17 protein-coding genes, 1 tRNA gene and 1 pseudogene are annotated in these 19,059 nt (G+C 71.1%); 5 read left to right on the top strand and 14 right to left on the bottom strand.

What is annotated here, in order from left to right; translation table 11 throughout:
- Positions 1-12 precede the first annotated feature (12 nt).
- Positions 13-2,208: an MMPL family transporter gene (locus tag OG210_RS18710; RefSeq protein ID WP_328327507.1), complete on the bottom strand. Its 2,196-nt coding sequence runs from the start codon at positions 2,206-2,208 to the stop codon at positions 13-15.
- A gap of 152 nt (positions 2,209-2,360) precedes the next feature.
- Positions 2,361-2,948, bottom strand: a complete 588-nt coding sequence (locus tag OG210_RS18705) for a TetR/AcrR family transcriptional regulator (RefSeq protein WP_328327509.1) — start codon at positions 2,946-2,948, stop codon at positions 2,361-2,363.
- Positions 2,949-3,175: 227 nt separating this feature from the next.
- On the opposite strand from OG210_RS18705, the gene OG210_RS18700 reads away from it, so the two are divergent.
- Entirely contained in the window at positions 3,176-6,589 is a 3,414-nt protein-coding gene (locus tag OG210_RS18700) for a S41 family peptidase (protein ID WP_371537776.1), read from the top strand.
- 145 nt (positions 6,590-6,734) lie between these two features.
- Here the strand turns inward: OG210_RS18700 and OG210_RS18695 are convergent, their stop codons facing one another.
- The 4 genes from OG210_RS18695 to OG210_RS18680 form a co-directional block, all read right to left on the bottom strand.
- Positions 6,735-6,947: a hypothetical protein gene (locus OG210_RS18695; protein WP_328327513.1), complete on the bottom strand. Its 213-nt coding sequence runs from the start codon at positions 6,945-6,947 to the stop codon at positions 6,735-6,737.
- 95 nt (positions 6,948-7,042) lie between these two features.
- Positions 7,043-7,924: an SDR family oxidoreductase gene (locus OG210_RS18690; RefSeq protein WP_371537773.1), complete on the bottom strand. Its 882-nt coding sequence runs from the start codon at positions 7,922-7,924 to the stop codon at positions 7,043-7,045.
- Complete coding sequence (locus OG210_RS18685) at positions 7,921-8,838, bottom strand: alpha/beta fold hydrolase (RefSeq protein WP_371537770.1); 918 nt, start codon at positions 8,836-8,838, stop codon at positions 7,921-7,923. Before OG210_RS18685 ends, OG210_RS18690 begins: the two co-directional genes overlap by 4 nt.
- A complete protein-coding gene (locus tag OG210_RS18680) occupies positions 8,835-10,415 on the bottom strand; it encodes a flavin-containing monooxygenase (protein ID WP_371537767.1) in 1,581 nt (526 codons plus the stop codon). The genes OG210_RS18685 and OG210_RS18680 overlap by 4 nt, the downstream gene beginning before the upstream one ends.
- A 164-nt stretch (positions 10,416-10,579) precedes the next feature.
- Here OG210_RS18680 and OG210_RS18675 point away from each other — a divergent pair, with 164 nt between their 5' ends.
- On the top strand, positions 10,580-11,248 hold the full coding sequence (locus tag OG210_RS18675; RefSeq protein ID WP_328335461.1) for a MerR family transcriptional regulator: 669 nt from the start codon (positions 10,580-10,582) through the stop codon (positions 11,246-11,248).
- 205 nt (positions 11,249-11,453) lie between these two features.
- Positions 11,454-12,386 (top strand): calcium-binding protein, encoded by a 933-nt coding sequence (locus OG210_RS18670; RefSeq protein ID WP_328327521.1) that lies wholly within the window; start codon positions 11,454-11,456, stop codon positions 12,384-12,386.
- A 67-nt stretch (positions 12,387-12,453) separates the two neighbouring features.
- Here the strand turns inward: OG210_RS18670 and OG210_RS18665 are convergent, their stop codons facing one another.
- Positions 12,454-13,257 (bottom strand): exodeoxyribonuclease III, encoded by an 804-nt coding sequence (locus tag OG210_RS18665; protein ID WP_328327523.1) that lies wholly within the window; start codon positions 13,255-13,257, stop codon positions 12,454-12,456.
- Positions 13,258-13,320: 63 nt separating this feature from the next.
- On the opposite strand from OG210_RS18665, the gene OG210_RS18660 reads away from it, so the two are divergent.
- A complete protein-coding gene (locus OG210_RS18660; RefSeq protein ID WP_328327525.1) occupies positions 13,321-13,815 on the top strand; it encodes a GNAT family N-acetyltransferase in 495 nt (164 codons plus the stop codon).
- A gap of 86 nt (positions 13,816-13,901) precedes the next feature.
- On the opposite strand, the gene OG210_RS18655 is transcribed toward OG210_RS18660, so the two are convergent.
- Together OG210_RS18655 and OG210_RS18650 are read right to left on the bottom strand one after the other, a co-directional pair.
- On the bottom strand, positions 13,902-14,687 hold the full coding sequence (locus OG210_RS18655; protein WP_328327527.1) for an SAM-dependent methyltransferase: 786 nt from the start codon (positions 14,685-14,687) through the stop codon (positions 13,902-13,904).
- A 23-nt stretch (positions 14,688-14,710) separates the two neighbouring features.
- Positions 14,711-14,875, bottom strand: a complete 165-nt coding sequence (locus tag OG210_RS18650; protein ID WP_371537764.1) for a hypothetical protein — start codon at positions 14,873-14,875, stop codon at positions 14,711-14,713.
- Positions 14,876-15,122: 247 nt separating this feature from the next.
- Here OG210_RS18650 and OG210_RS18645 point away from each other — a divergent pair.
- Positions 15,123-15,774 (top strand): annotated as a pseudogene (locus OG210_RS18645) (aldo/keto reductase).
- Positions 15,775-15,889: 115 nt separating this feature from the next.
- Here OG210_RS18645 and OG210_RS18640 read toward each other — a convergent pair.
- The 5 genes from OG210_RS18640 to moaC all read right to left on the bottom strand — a co-directional run bounded on the left by OG210_RS18640 (position 15,890) and on the right by moaC (position 19,043).
- Positions 15,890-15,963, bottom strand: a tRNA-Ala gene (locus tag OG210_RS18640).
- Between the two features lie 84 nt (positions 15,964-16,047).
- Complete coding sequence (locus OG210_RS18635) at positions 16,048-17,124, bottom strand: hypothetical protein (RefSeq protein ID WP_371537761.1); 1,077 nt, start codon at positions 17,122-17,124, stop codon at positions 16,048-16,050.
- A 265-nt stretch (positions 17,125-17,389) separates the two neighbouring features.
- Entirely contained in the window at positions 17,390-18,001 is a 612-nt protein-coding gene (locus OG210_RS18630; protein ID WP_328327531.1) for a GNAT family protein, read from the bottom strand.
- A gap of 17 nt (positions 18,002-18,018) precedes the next feature.
- Positions 18,019-18,546 (bottom strand): MogA/MoaB family molybdenum cofactor biosynthesis protein, encoded by a 528-nt coding sequence (locus tag OG210_RS18625; protein WP_328327533.1) that lies wholly within the window; start codon positions 18,544-18,546, stop codon positions 18,019-18,021.
- Positions 18,543-19,043: a cyclic pyranopterin monophosphate synthase MoaC gene (moaC, locus tag OG210_RS18620; protein ID WP_328327535.1), complete on the bottom strand. Its 501-nt coding sequence runs from the start codon at positions 19,041-19,043 to the stop codon at positions 18,543-18,545. The genes OG210_RS18625 and moaC overlap by 4 nt, the downstream gene beginning before the upstream one ends.
- Positions 19,044-19,059 lie beyond the last annotated feature (16 nt).

Raw genomic sequence — 19,059 nt, 5'->3', positions numbered from 1 at the left:
CCGGCTGTCCGGTCAGGCGTCGATCAGCTCCCGCTGTGTCCGGTCCTCGATGTGCTTGTTCAGGCCCTCGCCCTCGACGTCCACGTTCGGCAGCGCCCGGTCCAGCCAGCGCGGCAGCCACCACGCCCGCTTACCGAGCAGCGCCAGGACGGCGGGCACGATGGCCATCCGTACGACGAAGGCGTCGAAGAAGACCGCGATGGCGAGGCCGAAGCCGATCATCTTGATCATCGAGTCACTGGCTCCGATGAAGCCGGAGAAGACCGCGATCATGATGACTGCGGCCGCGGTGACCACGCGCGCCCCGTGCTTGAAGCCGGTGACGACGGCCTGTCCCGGGCTCTCCCCGTGCACATACGCCTCCCGCATCCGGGTGACCAGGAAGACCTCGTAGTCCATCGCGAGACCGAAGACCACACCCACCATGAAGATCGGCATCATCGACATGATCGGGCCGGTCTGCTGGACGCCGAAGAGCGAGCCGAGCCAGCCCCACTGGAAGACCGCGACGACCGCGCCCAGGGCGGCGACCACCGAGAGCAGGAAGCCGAGCGCCGCCTTGAGCGGCACCAGCACCGAGCGGAAGACCACCATCAGGAGCAGGAACGCGAGCCCGACGACGAGCGCCAGATACGGGACCAGCGCGTCGTTCATCTTCTGCGAGAAGTCGATGTTCATCGCGGTCGCGCCGGTGACCAGCACCGTGGCACCGGTGTCGGACTTGACCTGCGCACCCGCGTCACGGATGGAGTGGACCAGGTTCTCGGTCTTGACCGACGAGGGCCGGTCCTTGGGGATGACGCTGATCGTCGCGGTGTCGTGCGCCTTGTTGTAGAACGGCTGCGCCACCGAGACCACGCCGTCGAGCCCGGCGATCTTCTGGTGCACCTCGTCGACCGCGGCCTTGCCGTCGCTGACGCCCTTGACGTCGACGACCGTCGTCAGCGGACCGTTGAACCCGGGGCCGAAGCCGTCGGAGAGCAGGTCGTACGCACGGCGCTGGGTGGTGTTGGTGGGCTGCGCCCCGTCGTCGGGCAGGCCCATCTGCAGGGAAGCGGCCGGGATGGCGATGGCGCCCAGGCCGATCACGCCGACGAGCAGCACCAGAATGGGGCGGCGCAGGACGATGCGCGCCCAGCGGGTGCCGCCGTTGGCCTTGGCCTCGGCGCCCGGCACCGGCGGGTTCTTGCGGGCCTTGCGTCCCACCACACGCTTTCCGGCGAAGCCGAGCAGCGCGGGGATGAGGGTGAGCGCGATGAGGACGGCGATCACGACCGTACCGGCCGCCGCGAAGCCCATCTTGGAGAGCATCGGGATGTTCACGACGGCCAGGCCGACCAGAGCGATGACCACGGTGAGTCCGGCGAAGACCACAGCCGAGCCGGCCGTTCCGACCGCCCGTCCCGCGGCCTCCTGCGGTTCCCTGCCCTCGGCGAGTTCCGCCCGGAAGCGGGAGACGATGAACAGCGCGTAGTCGATACCGACCGCCAGGCCGATCATCATCGCCAGCGTCGATGTGGTGTTGCCCAGGTCCAGCACATTGGCCAGCGCCGTGATCGTCGAGACGCCGATACCGACGCCGATGAGGGCGGTCAGCAGCGGGAGCCCGGCGGCGATCAGCGAGCCGAACGTCACGATGAGCACGATCGCGGCGAGCACGACACCGATGATCTCGCCGGAGCCGGTCTCCGGCATGGCCTGGAGCGCGTCACCGCCGATCTCCACCGTGTACCCGTTGTGCTGCGCCTTGTCCGCGGTGTCCTGGAGCGAGTTCTTGCTCTGGTCGGTCAGCTCCATCGAGCTGACCTTGTAGGAGACCTGCACGTAGACCGTGCTGCCGTCCTTGGAGACGGCCTTCGCCTGGTAGGGATCCGTCACCGACGAGATCTGGTGCGAGCCGGAGCTCAGCTCCCCCTCGACCTTCTTGACCTCGGCCTTGTTCGCCGCGGATGTCATCTTCTCGCCGGACGGGGCCTTGAAGACGACCCGGGCGGTGGCACCGTCGGCGCTCGCGCCGGGGAACCGCTGCCCCAGCAGGTCGAAGGCCTTCTGGGCCTCCGTGCCGGGTATCGAGAAGGAGCTTGCGGTCGCGGTGGCGGCCGAGGAGGCGCCGAAGCCGGCGAGCGCCAGCAGCGCCACCCACACCAGGGCGACATAACGGCGGCGCCGGAAGGCGAACCGTCCGAGCTTGTAGAGGTACGTGGCCACGAGGGCGTCTCCCGGTCAGGTCGGGTGGAAAAGGGCGTGAGGAACCAGCCCGACGACGAGAGCGGCGTGTCAGGTGGAGAGATGTTCAGGTGTGTCAGGCGGTGGTTCGGACAGTGATCACGGTGGTGGTCACGGCGGTGACCAGCCGTTGATCAGGTGGTGACCGGTGGCTGGGCGCCGAGAGCGGGGAGTACCACGGCGTCCAGATAACGGGAGAGGAAAGCCCGGTCGGCAGGCTTCTCCTCCAGCAGCTGGCGGGCGACGAAGGCGCCGACCACCATGTGCGGGACAAAGCTCAGCCCAGGGTTGTCCGCACTGACCTCGCCACGCTCCACAGCGCGCTGCAACATGCGCTTGAGCCCGGTCACCTCGGGTTCGATCAGCAGCTCGCGCAGGGCCTGGAAGAGATCCGGGTTCTCATGCACGGCATGCATCAGACCCCGTATCAGGGCGGAGTTCCGCTCCATCTCGCAGTCGCCCTCGCGCGCCATCAGGGCCCGGAGGTCTCCGCGCAGTGAACCGGTGTCGACCTCGTCCATACGGACAGGTTTGTTGTTCCGCAGCGCCCTGACGACCAGCTCCGGCTTGCTCCCCCACTGGCGGTAGAGGGTGGCCTTGCTGGACCGCGTACGAGCGGCGACGGCGTCCATGGTCAGGGCTTCGTAGCCGACCTCACGCAGCAGATCGAGTGTGGCCGCGTACAGCTCACCCTCGCGCTCCGGCGTCAGTCTGCTAGCCATCCCCGGCCTTCCCGAGCGAAACGGTTTCGTACACCACGACGGTACGCCGCGCCCGAGCGAAACGACAACGTTTCGCATGTGGACTCGATCACGGTTGTCGGACCGGCATAAGAAGCGGCACAGGAAGCGGCGAGACAGGTGCCGGTGACCGCCCGGGAGGTGCCGGTGACCGGAGCGGGCCGGCGCCACGAGTTGCCGGGCCTCCGCAGCGCGGAAAGCATTGAGGGGTGAGCCAAGCCGATGCGGGAGACGCCGCGTACCTCCGCTTCCCGAACCTCCATGGCGACCTGCTGTGCTTCGTGACCGAGGACGACCTCTGGGTCGCGCCCCTCGACGGCGGGGCCGGGCGCCCCGAGCGGGCCTGGCGGATCACCGCCGACCGGACCCGGGTGGGCCAGCCGCGGTTCTCCCCCGACGGCGGGCACATCGCGTACACGTCCTGGCGCAGCCTCGACCCGGAGATCCATCTGGCCCCCGTGGACGGCGGCCCGTCCCGGCGGCTGACGTACTGGGGCTCGCTCGACACCCGGGTGCGCGGCTGGACGCCGGAGGGCGACATCCTGGCCGTGGCCTCGCACAACCAGCCGTTCTCGCACTTCAGCTGGGCCTACACGGTGGCCACCGATGGCTCACCGGGAGCCAAGCTGCCCTGGGGCCCGGTCCACGACATCGCCATCGGTGACGTGGCCGGCGAGCGCCGCACGCTCCTGCTCACCGGCACACCACCGCACGAACCGGCCGCCTGGAAGCGCTACCGCGGCGGCGCCACCGGCCGCCTCTGGCTGCACGGCAAGCGGCTGCTCGCGGGGATCGAGGGACATCTGGCCTGCCCGATGCTGGTGGACGGCCGGGTCGCCTTCCTCTCCGACCACGAGGGCATCGGCAACCTCTACTCCTGTCTGCCGGACGGCACGGACCTGCGCCGCCACACCGACCACGACAGCTGGTACGCGAGGAACGCGTCCACCGACGGCCACCGGGTGGTCTACCAGTGCGCGGGCGACATCTGGCTGGCCGACGACCTGTCGCCCGGCGCGGTGCCGCGCAAGCTGGAGGTCCGCATCGGCAGCCCGCGCACCGGGCGGCGCGCCTACCAGATCCCGGCGTCCACCAACGTCGACGGCGTGTCCGTGGACGAGACGGGCCGGGCGAGTGCGGTCGTCGTGCGCGGCAGCCTGTACTGGCTCACCCACCGCGACGGCCCGGCCCGCACCATCACGGACACCCCGGGGGTACGGGTCCGCCTCCCCGAAATGCTCGGCAGCGCGGGACGGATCGCGTACGTCACGGACGCGGAGGGCGAGGACGCGGTCGAGATCGCGTACATGCCGCGCGCCACCGGCGACCGGCCGCCCCGGCGGTACGCAGCGGGCGAGCTGGGCCGCGTACAGGAGATGGTCTCGGACCCCGCAGGTGAGCAGCTGGCCATCGCCTCGCACGACGGGCGGCTGCTGCTGCTCACGGTGGGCGACGACCTGCCGGACGAGGCGGCAAGCGGTGGAGGGGCAGGAGGTGAGGCGGCGGAGGACGCAGAGGGGAAGGCCGCAGCGGCGGGGGACGCCGAGGCGAAGGATGCGGCGGCGGACGGCAGAGCGGCGGACCAGCCGGGTGCCGGTGCGGTCACCGAGCTGATCCGCTCCCTCAACGGCCCGGTGCGCGATCTGGCCTTCTCCCCCGACGGCACCTGGCTGACCTGGTCGCACCCCGGGGTCGGCCGCTCCCTGCGGCAGATCAAGATGGCGAAGATCGCCGGGCCGATGGCACCCACCGTCGTCGATGTCACCAACGGTCGCTTCGAGGACGAGAACCCAGTCTTCACCAGCGACGGCCGCTATCTGGCGTTCCTGTCCTGGCGCGGTTTCGACCCGGTGTACGACGTCCACACCGGCGACCTGTCGTTCCCGCTGGGCTGCCGCCCGTATCTGGTGCCGCTCACCTCCACGACGCCCTCGCCCTTCGCGCTCTCCCCCGCCGGGCGCCCGGCGGCCGGCGGTCTCGACCCGGACGACGATCTGGGCGAGGACAGCCCGGACGGCAGCAAGGTGCTGGTCGAGATCGAGGGCCTGGAGAGCCGGGTCACGCCGTTCCCGGTGCCCGCGTCGAAGTACTCCTCGCTCTGCCCGGTCAGCGGCGGCGGCCTCGTCTGGCTGCGCTGGCCCATCTCGGGCGCGCTCGGCGAGACCTTCGTCAACCCGGCCGACACCTCGGGCCGCCCCACTCTCGAACACTTCGCCATCGCCAGGGCCCGCAAGGCCGAACTGGTCGACCACCTCGACTGGTTCGCGGTCAGCGGCGACGGCAGCAGGCTGGTGGTCATGGACCTGGGCGAGCTGCGCGCGGTCCCCGCCACCGAGTCCGGCGAAGGCGACACCACGGTCTATCTCGACCCGCGCCGCATCCTGCACGATGTCGACCCGCCGTCGGAGTGGCGCGGGGCGTTCGACGAGGCGGGGCGCATCATCCGCGCCTACTTCTGGGAACCGCAGATGTGCGGCATCGACTGGTCGGCGATCCTGGCGCAGTACCGCCCGCTGGTCGAACGGGTCGCGTCCCCCGACGAGTTCGCCGATCTGCTCCGCGAGGTCCTCGGCGAGCTGGGCACCTCGCACGCGTACGTCACCGCCGCCCGCCGCAACGAGGGACCGCCGCACTACCAGCGGGTGATGGGCCTGCTGGGCGCGAACCTGGTGTGCCGGGACGGCGCCTGGGTGGTCAAGCGCATCCTGCCCGGCGACTCGTCGGACTCCAAGGCGCGCTCCCCGCTGGCCGGTACGGGCATCCGCGAGGGCGCCGTACTCACCCATGTCGACGGCCGCCAGGTGGACCCGCTCACGGGCCCCTACCCGCTGCTCGCCGCGGCGGGCGGCACGACGGTCGAGCTGACGTTCCTCCCGGCCGGCCGGGAGGGCGGATCGCGCCGGGTCGCGGTGGTCCCACTGGTCGACGAACGCCCGCTGCGCTACCAGGACTGGGTCGCCAAACGGCGTGCCGTCGTCAGGGAGTTGAGCGACGGCCGGTGCGGCTATCTGCACATCCCCGACATGGGCGGTTCGGGCTGGGCCCAGTTCAACCGCGATCTGCGCCTTGAGGTGTCCCGCCCCGCGCTGATCGTGGACGTACGGGGCAACGCGGGCGGCCACATCAGCGAGCTGGTGGTCGAGAAGCTCACCCGTACGATCCTCGGCTGGGACCTCACCCGCGACGCCCAGCCCGTCTCGTACGCGTCGAACGCGCCCCGGGGCCCGGTGGTCGCCCTCGCCGACGAGGCCACCTCGTCCGACGGCGACATGATCACGGCGGCGTTCCGGCTGCTCGGCATGGGCCCGGTGGTCGGCCAGCGCACCTGGGGCGGCGTGGTCGGCATGACCGGCCGGCACCGCCTCGGCGACGGCACGGTGATCACGGTCCCGATGAACGCGGCCTGGTTCGACACATACGGCTGGTCGGTCGAGAACCACGGCGTGGACCCGGACATCGAGGCGCTGCGCACCCCACTGAACTGGGCGGAGGGCCGCCACGGCCAACTGGACGACGCGGTCTGGACAGCACTCGACCTACTGGCGGCCAGGCCGGCGGCGGAACCCCCGGACTACTCGGAGGCCCCGGACAAGAGGCGGCCGGAGCTGCCGCCACGCAGTTGAATCCCGCCCTGGGGGAGTTTGAGGACCAGGGGTCCGGGGTCAGCGCCCCTGTGCACGCGACGCCCGCATCACACACCGCACCGCACCGCACCGCGAAAGGGCGCGCCCCCCCCAGAAGGGAGACGCGCCCTCTCACGACTCGGCGTCAGGAGTCGAACTGGTCCCGGACCTGGTCCGCCGCGCCCTGGCCCCGCTCCCGCGCCCGGTCCGTCATGTTCCCGCCGCGCTCGCCCGCACGGGCCTCGTCCTCAGGCCGAGCCATCCGCTCCGAAGCCTCGTCCTTCGCACCGCCCATCGGCTGCTTGCCCTGATCGGCGAGCTTCTGCGCCTTGTCCTTGAACTGGTCCTTCATACCCATGAGATTCACTCCCAAGTGAAGTGTGAGGGGGGTGGAGGGCTGTGCCCTCCAGGCCTCGACCAGACTTACACGAGGGGACATTCGCCGCATTTCGATCAGTTACGCTCCGTGCGCGCCTTCTCGTCCGCCACCCCGCCCGCGCCGACCAGACCCGTACGGATCCCGGCGAGCCGCGGCTCGAAGCGCCGCATCTCTCGCTGGCCGACCGTGCCGATCAGCGCGGGCAGATACCCTCGTACGGACTGCATCCCGCGCAGCCACCACTGCGCGTACACATGCGAGGACCGTCGCTCGACCCCGGCCACGATCCGGTCGACGGCCGGGCCCAGCGGATAGGTGCGGTTGCTCGGCCACGGCAGCCGCTGCCGCAACTCCCGCATCACGTCGTCCTCGTCCGCGCCGCGCACCATGTCCGTGTCCGTCCAGGACAGATAGCCGACGCCCACCCGTACGCCCTTGTAGCCGACCTCGGCCCGCAGGCAGTGCGCGAAGGCCTCGACGCCCGACTTGGAGGCGCAGTACGCCGACATCATCGGCGCGGGCGTGATCGCGGCCAGCGACGCGATCTGCAGGAAGTACCCGCGGCTCTCGGTCAGCACCGGCAGGAACGCCCGCGCGGTCACCGCCCCGCCGACCAGGTTGACCTCGATGACCCGCCGCCATGCCTCGGGGTCCGAGTCCGCGAAGGGGCCGCCGGACGCCACCCCGGCGTTGGCCACGACGATGTCGACCTTGCCGAAGTGCGCCTTGACCTCCCGCGCGACGGCCGCCATCGCCGTATGGTCGGTGACATCGGCGTACCAGTGCGCGCTCTCGGTGTGCAGCCGCCCGGCGACCGCCTTCAGCTCGTCCGGCTCCAGGCCGACGAGCGCCACCTTCGCACCGCGCGCCGAGAGCTTGCGGGCCAGCAGCTCACCGACCCCGCGCGCGGCTCCCGTGACGACCGCGACCTGGCCCTCCAGGCTGTTCCTGCTCATACGGCCTCCTCCTTGTCCGTTCGCCGGCCGGCGGCCAGGTCCACCGGTACATGTGCGGCGGCCAGTTCACGCAGCAGCGCGCCGACCGCCTCGGGGGCCTCCACCGGGGTCATGTGCCCGACGCCCACCAGTTCGGTGAGGCCGGTGCAGTGCGGCAGCGCGGCGGCCAGCGCCCGTGCGTGCGCCACCGGGGTGAGCCGGTCGGCCGTCCCGGCGACCACCGCGGTGGGTACGGCCAACTCCCGTACACCCGCGTCCAGATCGAGCCCGGCGAGCACATGCGACCAGGCCACCCGTGCCGCCCGGGGGCAGGCGTGCACGATGCGCGCACAGGCGGCCACCCGGTCCGGGGCCGAACCGGGGCCCATCGTCGCGTACTTGAGGATCCGCTTCGATACGGGCGTGACCGGCCCGAGCGGGGCGCGCGCCCCGAGTACCGCGCCCGTCAGCCGGGTCCGCAGCCGTCCGGCCCGCAGCGGCAGCACCGTCGACTCGGCGATCAGCCGCGAGCTGCCCGTACTGCACAGCAGCACCGCCGCCGCGTGCTCCCGGAACCGGGGCCGCCCCGCTGCGGCCATCATGGTCATCCCGCCCATGGAGTGGCCGCCGAGCACGGCCCGTTCACCCGGGGCGAGCGTGGCGGCGAGTACCGCTTCCATGTCGTCGGCCAGGATGTCCGTGGTGTAGCCGCGCGGGTTCGCGCCGGGCGTACGCCCGTGCCCGCGCTGGTCATAGACCACCACCCGGTGGTCCGCCGCGAGCTCGCTGATCTGGGCGTCCCAGAACCGGGTCGAGCAGGTCCAGCCGTGTGAGAGCACCACGGCGGGGGCGTCGTCGGACCCGTACACCTCGACATGGATCCGCGCGCCGTCAGCGGAGACCGCGGTCAGCTCCCGCGCTCCGACGCCGCTCACACCGACTCCCGGTCAGCGGCGCGGCCCTGGCCCCCGGCCTGCCCGCGGTCCCGTTCGGTGACGCGGTCGTGGTCACCGGTCCGCTGGCGTACCAGCGGGCGGTCGGCCCCCGCCCGTACGACCTCGTACTCGCCGAGATCCACCCCGCGCGTGGCCTTGCGGAACTCGGCGGTCGTGCCCGGCCAGATCGTGGTGTTGCGCCCGTTGGCGTCGAGGTACCAGCTGGTGCAGCCGCCGGTGTTCCAGACGGTCCGCTTCATCCGCTCCTGGACGCGCACGTTCCACGCGTCCACCGCCGCCGGCCGGGGGTCGAGCGCGACACGTCCGCCCAGGACGTTCAACTGGCGCATGTAGTCGGCGAGATAGCTCAGCTGGGACTCGATCATCAGGATCATCGAGGAGTTCCCGAGACCGGTGTTCGGGCCGATGATCGTCATCCAGTTGGGGAACCCCGCTGCCGTCGCGCCGCGCAGCGACCGCATGCCGTCCTTCCACGTCTCGGCGAGCGTGGCGCCGCCGGCGCCCACCACCCGGTCCGCGATCGGCATGTCCGTCACATGGAATCCGGTCCCGAAGATGATGACATCCGCCTCGGTCTCGGTTCCGTCGGACGCCACCAGCGTATTTCCCCTGATCTCCCTGAGCCCGGACGCCACGACGTCCACATTGGGCTGCGCGAGCGCCGGGTAGTACGAGCTGGAGAGCAGGATGCGCTTGCACCCGATCCGGTACGAGGGCGTCAGTTTGGCGCGCAGTCCCGGGTCCTTGATGGACCGGCCGATGTTGGCCCTGCCTATCGACTCGATCAGGCCCAGCTCGTTGGGGTGCTTGGTGAAGGCGCTGACCTGGAGCTCTCGTATGCTCCACAGCAGCCGCCTGCGGGCGGCGGCGGTGAAGGGCACCTTCCCGTGCAGCCACCGCTCGGCACCGCTTATGGCGCGGTCCATCCGGGGCATCACCCACGGCGGGGTGCGCTGGAAGAGGGTGAGCCGCCCGGCCTCGGGCTGGATCGCGGGCACGATCTGGATCGCGGACGCCCCGGTCCCGATCATCGCGACGCGCTTGCCACGCAGGTCGTAGCCGTGGTCCCACTGCGCGGAGTGGAAGACCTTGCCGTCGAACGAGTCGAGCCCCGGGACGTCCGGCAGCTTCGGGTCGGAGAGCGGCCCGGTCGCGGAGACGACCACATCGGCGGTCAGCGTCCCCTGCGCGGTCTCGATCTCCCAGCGCAGCTCACCGGCATCCCAGTGCATCTTCCGGACCTCGTGGTCGAGGCGGATGTGCGGCCGCAGCCCGAAGGTGTCCGCGACGTTCTCCAGATAGGCCCGGATGTGCGGCTGGCCGGAGAAGGTGCGCGGCCAGTCGGGGTTGGGGGCGAAGGAGAACGAGTAGAGGTGGGACGGTACGTCGCAGGCGCACCCCGGATAGCTGTTGTCGCGCCAGGTCCCGCCGACCGAACCGGCCCGCTCCAGGACGACGAAGTCGGTTATCCCCTCGCGGCTCAGCCGGACAGCGGCCCCCAGGCCTCCGAATCCGGATCCGATCACCGCCACTCGTACATGCTCGTGCTGGGCCATGCTGCCGCCTCCCGCAGTACCCCGGACTCTGCCAGTAATCACTGGCACCGTTGGAGAGTAGAGCAGCTTCGTACTCATGGGTAGGGGGCAGGCACCGGAAAGTTCGCGCCGGTACGGCATAGGCTTCCGCCGTGGCAGAGGAAAGAACGGGGCGCGAGTACCGCATGGAGGAGCTGGCCGAAGCGGCCGGGATCACCGTGCGCACCCTGCGCTTCTACCGCGAACGCAAGCTGATCCCGCCACCGCGCCGCGAGGGCCGTATCGCCTGGTACGACGAGCACCACCTGGCCCGGCTGCGCACGATCTCGGCCCTGCTGGAGCGCGGCCACACACTCAGCGGCATCGCGGATCTCGCCACGGCCTTCGAAAGCGGCCGGGACGTCGGCCAGTTGCTCGGCCTGGCCGCCACCGAGCCGCCGGCCTGGACGGAGGAGGAGCCGGTCCGGCTCACTCCGGAGCAGCTCGCGGACTACTTCGAGGGCGAGGTCACGGCGGAGAACCTCGCGGCGGCCCTGGACCTCGGCTATCTCGCCACGGACGGCGACGACATCATCCACATCAGCCGCCGCCTGCTGGACGTGTCCGCGGCCCTGGTGCGCCAGGGCGTCCCGCTGGCCTCGGTCCTGGCGGCGGGCCACGAGGTCCGCAAGCACACCGAGGCCCTCACGGAGCTGTTCTCCGCCCTGGTCCACACCCATCTGAAGGACGAGGACTTCGCGAGCGCGCTGGAGCGGGTACGTCCGCTGGCGAAGGACGTGGTGGAGGCGGAGCTCTCGATGTCGGTGGACCGGCGGATCCGGGCGGAGAAGAACGACGGCCCGGAGGCGGAGTAGCGCCCGCCGAAGCTCCCGCACGGCATGAACTTCCATCGACGGATGTTCGACGCCCAGCTGTACGCCTGTGATCCAACTCCCCATCGCCGCAGGCCAGATGGCATGTGAGCGGCCGATTCGGCCTCCTTCGCGCAGGACAACCATCGGGCTGCCCGGCCCGTCACCTGTGGATGTCGGATCACATACCGCGCACGGAGGTCACACCATGCCCACTCAGCCAACCCGGCCCACCCGCCTCACCGGCCGCCGGACGATACGCGCCGCGTCGGCGCTGACGCTGGCCATCGGCGCCGGCCTCACCGCTCCCCTGCTCCTCGCCGGTCCGGCCGGTGCCGCCACCCCGGCGGCGAGCGCAGGACTCGACGACACCGGGCGGACCGTCCGTTACGCCGCCGCCGCGGGCCAGACCAACAAGGCGGCCGTCACCGCGTCGAAGGCCGCCGGCTCGGCCGACATCACCTACGTCATCGACGACGCCGTCCCGATCGACGCCGGGACCGGATGCGCGTACCCGGACAGCGCGGACCGGACGAAGGTCCGCTGCACGGTCACCACCGTGGACAGCCAGGACCCGTACGCGAGCCTGAAGATCGAACTCGGCGACGGCAACGATGTCCTCACCTACGACAACGCCACCGGCCAGACCTACAACTTCGCCTCGGTCGACCTCGGGGATGGTGCGGACAAGCTGACCGACACCGGTGGCGTCGACGGCAACTCCGTCCTCGGCGGCGCGGGCGACGACGACCTCACTGTGGGCGCCGACGCGGTGGTTCTGGGCGGCGACGGCGCCGACACGGTGCACGCCACGGGCGGCGGGGCCGTCGTACAGGGCGGTGCGGGCGACGACACGGTCTACGCGGACGGCGACGGTAGCTCCGTGACGGGCGGCGCCGGCAACGACGTGATCCACGGCGGCGCGGGCAGCCAGAATCTCTCGGGCGACGACGGGAACGACCGGCTCTACGGCGGCACGGGGAACGACTTCCTGTACGGCGGCAAGGGCGACGACATCCTGTACGGCAACAGCGGGGACGACACCCTGTACGGCAACAGCGGCAACGACGAGCTGTACGGCGGCCCCGGCAAGGACACCCTCTCGGGCGGCTCCGGCACGAACGTCGTTCATCAGGACTGAGGCCCCGGCCCTGCCCGCCTGCCGTCCGCCCGGACGGCAGGCGGGCAGGGCTCGCGGCCGCTGCGCCCTACAGGTCGAAGACGGCCGTCACCGGCGCGTGGTCACTCCAGCGCTCGTCGTGCGTGGCGGCACGCTCGACCCACGCCTTGACCGCCTTCGCGGCCAGCCCGGGGGTCGCCACCTGGTAGTCGATGCGCCAGCCCGAGTCGTTGTCGAAGGCCCGCCCCCGGTAGGACCACCACGAGTAGGGGCCCTCCACGTCCGGGTGCAGCCCGCGCACCACGTCGACGTAGCCCGCGCCGTCCCCGGCGAAGACGCTCGTCAGCCACTCCCGCTCCTCGGGCAGGAAGCCGGAGTTCTTCTTGTTGCCCTTCCAGTTCTTGAGGTCGGCCTCCTGGTGGGCGATGTTCCAGTCCCCGCAGACCACGACCTCGCGGCCGTCGGCCGCCGCCCGCTCCCTGAGCCCCTGGAGGTACGGCAGGAACTCCGCCATGAACCGCAGCTTCTCGTCCTGCCGCTCCGTGCCGACCTCGCCGGACGGCAGATAGAGACTCGCGACCGTCACACCGGGCAGGTCGATCTCGGCGTACCGTCCGCTGCCGTCGAACTCGGTGCTGCCGAATCCGATCTGTACCCGCTCCGGCTCACGCCGGGAGTACAGCGAGACACCCGCACGCCCCTTGGCGGCCGCCGGGGCGTGCACGGTGAACCAGCCCTCCGGCTCGCGGACCTCCTGGGTCAGCTGGCCGGGCTCGGCCCGTACCTCCTGGAGGCAGATCACATCGGCGTCGGTCTGCGCCAGCCACTCGACGAAGCCCTTCCTGGCGGCGGCGCGCAGCCCGTTCACGTTTACGGTTGTCACAGTGAGCATCAGGGCACTTTACCGACCCCCGGTCTTCGACCCTTATTGCCGTATAGATGTACCATTCTCCGCATGAATATCCGGCCGGTCCGTTACGACCACCCCGACGCGGTCAAGCTCAACGACCAGGTCCAGCTCGAATACGCCGAGCGCTACGGCGACGACGGCGACGTCACCCCGCTCGACGCCACGATGTTCGACCCGCCCGCCGGGCTCTACCTCCTGGCGTACGACGAGAACGACGGCCCGGTGGCCAGCGGCGGCTGGCGCAACCAGGACGCGGCCGGTGCCGAGGGGTACTCGACAGGCGACGCAGAGCTGAAGCGGATGTACGTGGTCCGCGAGGCGCGGGGGCTGGGTCTGGCCCGCCGGATCCTCGCCGCCCTGGAGGAGAGCGCCCGTGCGGCCGGCCGGACCCGCATGGTGCTGGAGACCGGCAACCGGCAGCCCGAGGCGATAGCGCTGTACACGTCGAGCGGCTACACGCCCTGCCCGGGCTTCGGCCACTACCGGGAGTACGAGAACAGCCGCTGCTTCGCGAAGCCGCTCACCCCGCCCGCCGGGTGAACCGCAACCCCGTGGTGAACCGCACCCCAGTGGTGACCCGTACCTCCGGGTGACCCGCGCCCCATACGGAACCGGCCGGCCGGCGCTCAGTGCTTCCGGGCGACCCCCACATAGAACCCGCTCCGCTCCTTCTCGGGCGCGGGCCCGTCCTGGTACCACTCGGTCGCGGTCACCAGCCCCGGCGCGACGAGACCGAGCCCGTCGAAGAACGGCTCGACCTCCGCCCGGGTGCGCATCCGCAGCGGGATGGCGCCGTTGCGGTACGCAGTCCTGGTCTCGTCCTCCAGCTCCGGATGCTGGTCCGCCGTACCGTGCGAGAGGACCAGGGAGCTGCCGGACGGCAGGGCGTCCACCAGGGTGCGGGTGATGCCGTACGGATCCTGGTCGTCGGGCAGGAAGTGCATCAGCGCGATGAGCGACAGGGCGACCGGCCGCTCGAAGTCCAGCAGTTCACGGGCGCGGCCGAGAATCAGCTCCGGCTCGCGCACATCGGCGTGGATGTAGTCGGTGGCGCCCTCCGGGCTGCTGATCAGCAGGGCCTCCGCGTGGCGCAGCACGATCGGGTCATTGTCCGCGTAGACGACACGGGCGGCGGGCCTGACCGCCTGGACCACCTGGTGCAGATTGGGCGCGGTCGGAATGCCCGTACCGACGTCGAGGAACTGGTCCACCCCGTTCCGCGCCAGCCACCCGGCCGCACGGTGCATGAAGGCCCGGTTCCGCGCCGCGTTGGCACGCGCCTCCGGCGGCAGTTTCTCGCCGACCTGCTGATCGACCGGGTAGTTGTCCTTGCCGCCGAGGAGCCAGTCGTAGACGCGCGCCGGGTGCGGCCTGCTGGTGTCGATCAGAGGCTTGTCACTGTCGGCGGTCAAGGAACGCTCCTCGGATGTTCGAGTCACTGGGATCGCTGGGATCGCTTGGCCCCCACGGTAGTCGGGACCGCCCGGCGGCGCGCCCCGTCAGCAGTCGTAGCGGTCTCGTCGAGATCGACGTCGCCGATGCCCGCGAGCCGGCGGCGGGCGACACCGACGACCGGGCCGAGGGCCGGCGACTCTGTCAACGCCAGTGGAAGCGCAGCGAGTTCACCCGAAACCGGGACGGTTGCGGCCTGCCTCGGCAAGGACCCCGAGGGCCGCCCCACCGCCGACGAACTCCCCGGACTCGCCTCGCAGCACGGCCCGTTCACCGCACCGCTGTGGCCGGAGGCCATCAGCGGAGTCGGTGCGCGGGTCCGCGTGCTTGACCTCACGTGCGCTCCAACTCTTATCGTCGGCGCCACATCTGACGGAGACAGGAGCGAGATCTTGATGAAGCGGGTCATGGCAGGTGGCGGGACCGAGGTCAGCGCGCTCGGTTTTGGCTGCTGGGCGATCGGCGGAGAGTTCCAGGATGGCGGCGGCAGCCCGTTGGGATGGGGCAAGGTCGACGACGAGGAGTCCGTGCGCGCGATCCGGCGTGCTGTCGAGCTGGGGGTGACCTTCTTCGACACAGCCGACCTGTACGGGACCGGGCACAGCGAGCGCGTCCTCGGCCGCGCGGTCGCCGGCCGGCGTGACCGGGTGGTACTCGCCTCGAAGTGGGGCAACACCTACGACGAGGCCACCCCGCACGCTCACCGGTACCGACACCTCGCCGGAGTACGTGCGCACCGCGCTCACCGCTTCGCTGCGCCGCCTGGGCACCGACTACCTCGACCTTTACCAGCTGCACATCGGTGACGCGGCACCCGGAACTGCCGCGGTGCTGCGCGAGGTGCGCGAGGTGCTCACCAGCGGCGGTCGCACCCTGGCCCAGGGCGCGCTCGGCTGGCTGTGGGCGCGCAGCCCGTACACCATCCCGATCCCGGGCTTCCGCACCGTGGCCCAGGCCCAGGAGAACGCCGGCGCCATGGCGCACGGGCCTCTGTCGCCCAGCCAGTTGGCAGAGATCAGCAAAATCATGGAAGACCGTGGCGAATGAGCCCAGCGCTCTGACCCGACCGGCGCCACAAACGACGAAATCCCGGCCGGACGGAAACCGTCTGACCGGGATTTCATGAACCGTTCCGGGACGAACCCGGAGACGGCCCTTGCGGTGGACCTGTGGGGATTTGAACCCCAGACCCCCTCGATGCGAACGAGGTGCGCTACCAGACTGCGCCACAGGCCCTTGCAACGAGTGAAACTTTAGCACCCCTGCCGGGGTGCTCGGAAATCCGCTCCCCCGCTGGTCACGGATGCCCGTCCCGGCCGGTCACTCATTGGCCGCGCGCGGCCGGTCCTCGTCCTCGTACTGGTCGAAGAGCGGCGTGCGCCCGCGCTCGCGGGGACGGCGGGCCGCCGGGTTCTGCCGGTCCCGGGCGGGGGCCGGGTCGGCGGCAGGGTCCTGGGGATCGTCGGCTGCCGGCTCGGGCACGCTGGACGAGCGGGCCGAGCTCCATGTGTCGGGGGCTCCGAGGTCGATACTGCCCGGCGCACGGGGCGCGACCGGGGCGGTGACGTACGTCGGCAGCGGCACCGGGACGGGCTCCCAGCTGTCACCCCGGCCCCGGCCGCGCTCGCGCTGCTGGTCGACCCACTCCGCGTGATCCGTCTGCTCGACCAGGGCCCGGCGGCCGGCCTCCTGCGCGGAGACGGCCGGGGCGGGCTCGGGCTCGGGGTGGCGCGCGCTGGTGTCCGCGCGCTGCTCGGCCGCACCCGCGCCGGGGCGGCGGGGTCGGTTCTCGCGCAGCCGCTGCGCGGCGGCCTCGGCCCTGCGCCGGTCCATCGTGAAGGCGAAGCGGCGCCGCTCATGGGTCCTCAGGTACACGATGTACGTGCTCAGCAGCACCGCGGGCGCGGCGGGCGCCCAGAGGAAGCCCAGGCCGCCGACCGCGGCGACGATCGCGCCGAGGGTGAACGCCACGAAGAGCAGCACGGTGGTGCGTCTGCGGCGCGCGAGTACCTTCAGGCGCCGGGCGCGCTCGGCGGCCGGGCCGTCGGCGGGTCCGGCACGGCGCGCCTTCCGGGCGGGCCGCTCCTGGCGGGCCGCCGGGCCGACCGGGTCATCGGAGGACATGGCGAAGGACCGGACGTCGACGGAACTCGGGGAGTCCGTCGCACTGTCCGGCACCGCATCGTCGGGAACACCTTCACCGGCTGCGCGCTCCTGAAGCTCCCTGGCGTACCGGCGCTCCATTCCCGCCCGTCCGGACAGCAACCGGATGGCAGTGCTGAAGCGTTCCGTAGGACGGGCCTCGTTCAGCTCGTCCTGCCTGCGGAGCCACATCGGCACCAAGTAGGCGGCCCAGGCCCCGACGATGACTGCGTAGATGAGGCCACTACTGCTCACCCTCACACCGTAGAGGGGTCCGCATGGGGCCATCTGCCAATTCGCCCGGTGTGTCGCACGATCCGGCTGATATCTCGAACTTTTTTTGTGATTGTTCGGATCAACAGTCTCCGAATGTGGGCGTGTTCACTTCGGATGATGCCCGATTGGGCACCTATTTCGAACACTTATTTTATTTACCGGGTCTTCCGACGGCTTCCGGACCGCGCCCCGAACACTCCCTGAACACTCCTCCGGGCACCCCGGGGGCAGCTCGCGAACAGCCTCACGGCAGCTTCGGTGTCGTCCCCGGACGCGCCCGGCGCCATCTGTTGAGCAGGCCGTCAGGGACTTCTTCGGCGGTCAGCGCGAAGACCAGATGGTCACGCCAGCCCCCGTCGATGTGCAGATAACGCGGGCGCAGCCCCTCCTCGCGGAATCCGAGTTTCTCCACGACCCGCCGGCTCGGTTCGTTCTCCGGGCGAATGCAGACCTCCATGCGGTGCATGCCGACGGTACGGAAACAGTGGTCGACGGCGAGCGCCACCGCGGTCGGCATGACGCCCCGCCCGGCGACCTCCCGGTCGACCCAGTAACCGACGTGGCCCGAGCACATCGAGCCCCAGGTGATCCCGGCCACGGTGAGCTGCCCGACCAGCCGCCCCTGGTACTCGATCACGAAGGGCAGCATCCGCCCGGCGTGCGCCTCCGAGCGAAGGTGGCGGACCATCTGCCGGTAGGTGGGGCGCTGTGCGACCGGGCCGCCGGGTGCGGGCGGCGGAACGGTCGCCTCCCAGGGGCGCAGCCAGTCGCGGTTGCGCCGGTTCACCTCGCGCCAGACCTTCTGGTCCCGCAGTTTTATGGGGCGCAGGGCGACGGGGCCTTCTGCCAGTTCCACGGGCCACGGTGAGAGGTTCAGCTCATGCTCCCGGCGGGTCTGGGGTGGTCGCCGCCCCGGATCTGGTCCACGGCGTGCACCAGCAGCCGGCCGAGCACGGCGAGTCCGTCGCGGACCCCGCCGGTCGAGCCGGGGAGGTTGACGACGAGGGTCGTGCCGGCCAGCCCGGCAACGCCCCGTGAGAGTGCCGCGGTCGGGACCTTGGCCAGGCCCTCGGCCCGGATCGCCTCCGGGATGCCCGGGATCTCGCGGTCGAGGACGCGCAGGGTCGCGTCGGGGGTGCGGTCGGTGGGCGAGATGCCCGTACCGCCGGTGGTGACGATGACGTCGTACGCCGCCGCGACCCCGTCGCGCAGCGCCTGCTCGACCGGGTCGCCGTCCGGGACGACCCGCGGTCCTTCGACCGTGAAGCCGAGTCCGGTGAGTGCCTCGGCGATGAGCGGGCCGCCCCGGTCCGCGTAGACCCCGGCCGACGCGCGGTTCGACGCCGTCACGACGAGCGCGGTGTACGCCCGTGCCGTGGGCGGGGTGGTCGGCGTCGTCATGCTCCGGTCTCCTCCGGGTCCAGGCGGCGGTACGTGCCGGACTTGCCGCCCGTCTTCTCCTCGACCCGGACGTCGGTGATGACCGCTCCCTTGTCGACCGCCTTCACCATGTCGATCACGGTGAGCGCGGCGACGGTGACGGCGGTCAGCGCCTCCATCTCGACGCCGGTCCTGTCGGTGGTCTTCACGGTGGCGAGGATCTCGACCGCGTCGTCGGCGACGGTCAGGTCGAGCTTCACCCCGGAGACCGCCAGCGGGTGGCAGAGCGGGATCAGATCGGGGGTGCGCTTGGCGCCCATGATGCCCGCGATCCGGGCGGTGGCCAGGGCGTCTCCCTTGGGAACGCCCTCGCCCCTGAGCAGTTCCACGACGCGCGGCGAGACGAGAACCCGTCCGGCGGCGCGTGCGGTGCGTGCGGTGACGTCCTTCTCCGAGACGTCGACCATGCGGGCCGCACCCACCTCGTCGATGTGCGTGAGCCCTTGCTGCGTACTCATTGCTGTGGTGCTCCCG

The organism is Streptomyces sp. NBC_00466 (assembly GCF_041433995.1).
Taxonomy (GTDB): Bacteria; Actinomycetota; Actinomycetes; order Streptomycetales; family Streptomycetaceae; genus Streptomyces.
This window is presented reverse-complemented; position numbering and strand designations above follow the sequence as displayed.

What these genes read in the sequence shown, in the direction of transcription:
- OG210_RS18705 (WP_328327509.1), bottom strand. Translation starts at nt 2,948, where the DNA reads ATGGCTAGCAGACTGACGCCGGAGCGCGAGGGTGAGCTGTACGCGGCC.
- OG210_RS18695 (WP_328327513.1), bottom strand. Translation starts at nt 6,947, where the DNA reads ATGGGTATGAAGGACCAGTTCAAGGACAAGGCGCAGAAGCTCGCCGAT.
- OG210_RS18690 (WP_371537773.1), bottom strand. Translation starts at nt 7,924, where the DNA reads ATGAGCAGGAACAGCCTGGAGGGCCAGGTCGCGGTCGTCACGGGAGCC.
- OG210_RS18680 (WP_371537767.1), bottom strand. Translation starts at nt 10,415, where the DNA reads ATGGCCCAGCACGAGCATGTACGAGTGGCGGTGATCGGATCCGGATTC.
- OG210_RS18675 (WP_328335461.1), top strand. Translation starts at nt 10,580, where the DNA reads ATGGAGGAGCTGGCCGAAGCGGCCGGGATCACCGTGCGCACCCTGCGC.
- OG210_RS18670 (WP_328327521.1), top strand. Translation starts at nt 11,454, where the DNA reads ATGCCCACTCAGCCAACCCGGCCCACCCGCCTCACCGGCCGCCGGACG.
- OG210_RS18665 (WP_328327523.1), bottom strand. Translation starts at nt 13,257, where the DNA reads ATGCTCACTGTGACAACCGTAAACGTGAACGGGCTGCGCGCCGCCGCC.
- OG210_RS18660 (WP_328327525.1), top strand. Translation starts at nt 13,321, where the DNA reads ATGAATATCCGGCCGGTCCGTTACGACCACCCCGACGCGGTCAAGCTC.
- OG210_RS18625 (WP_328327533.1), bottom strand. Translation starts at nt 18,546, where the DNA reads ATGACGACGCCGACCACCCCGCCCACGGCACGGGCGTACACCGCGCTC.
- moaC (WP_328327535.1), bottom strand. Translation starts at nt 19,043, where the DNA reads ATGAGTACGCAGCAAGGGCTCACGCACATCGACGAGGTGGGTGCGGCC.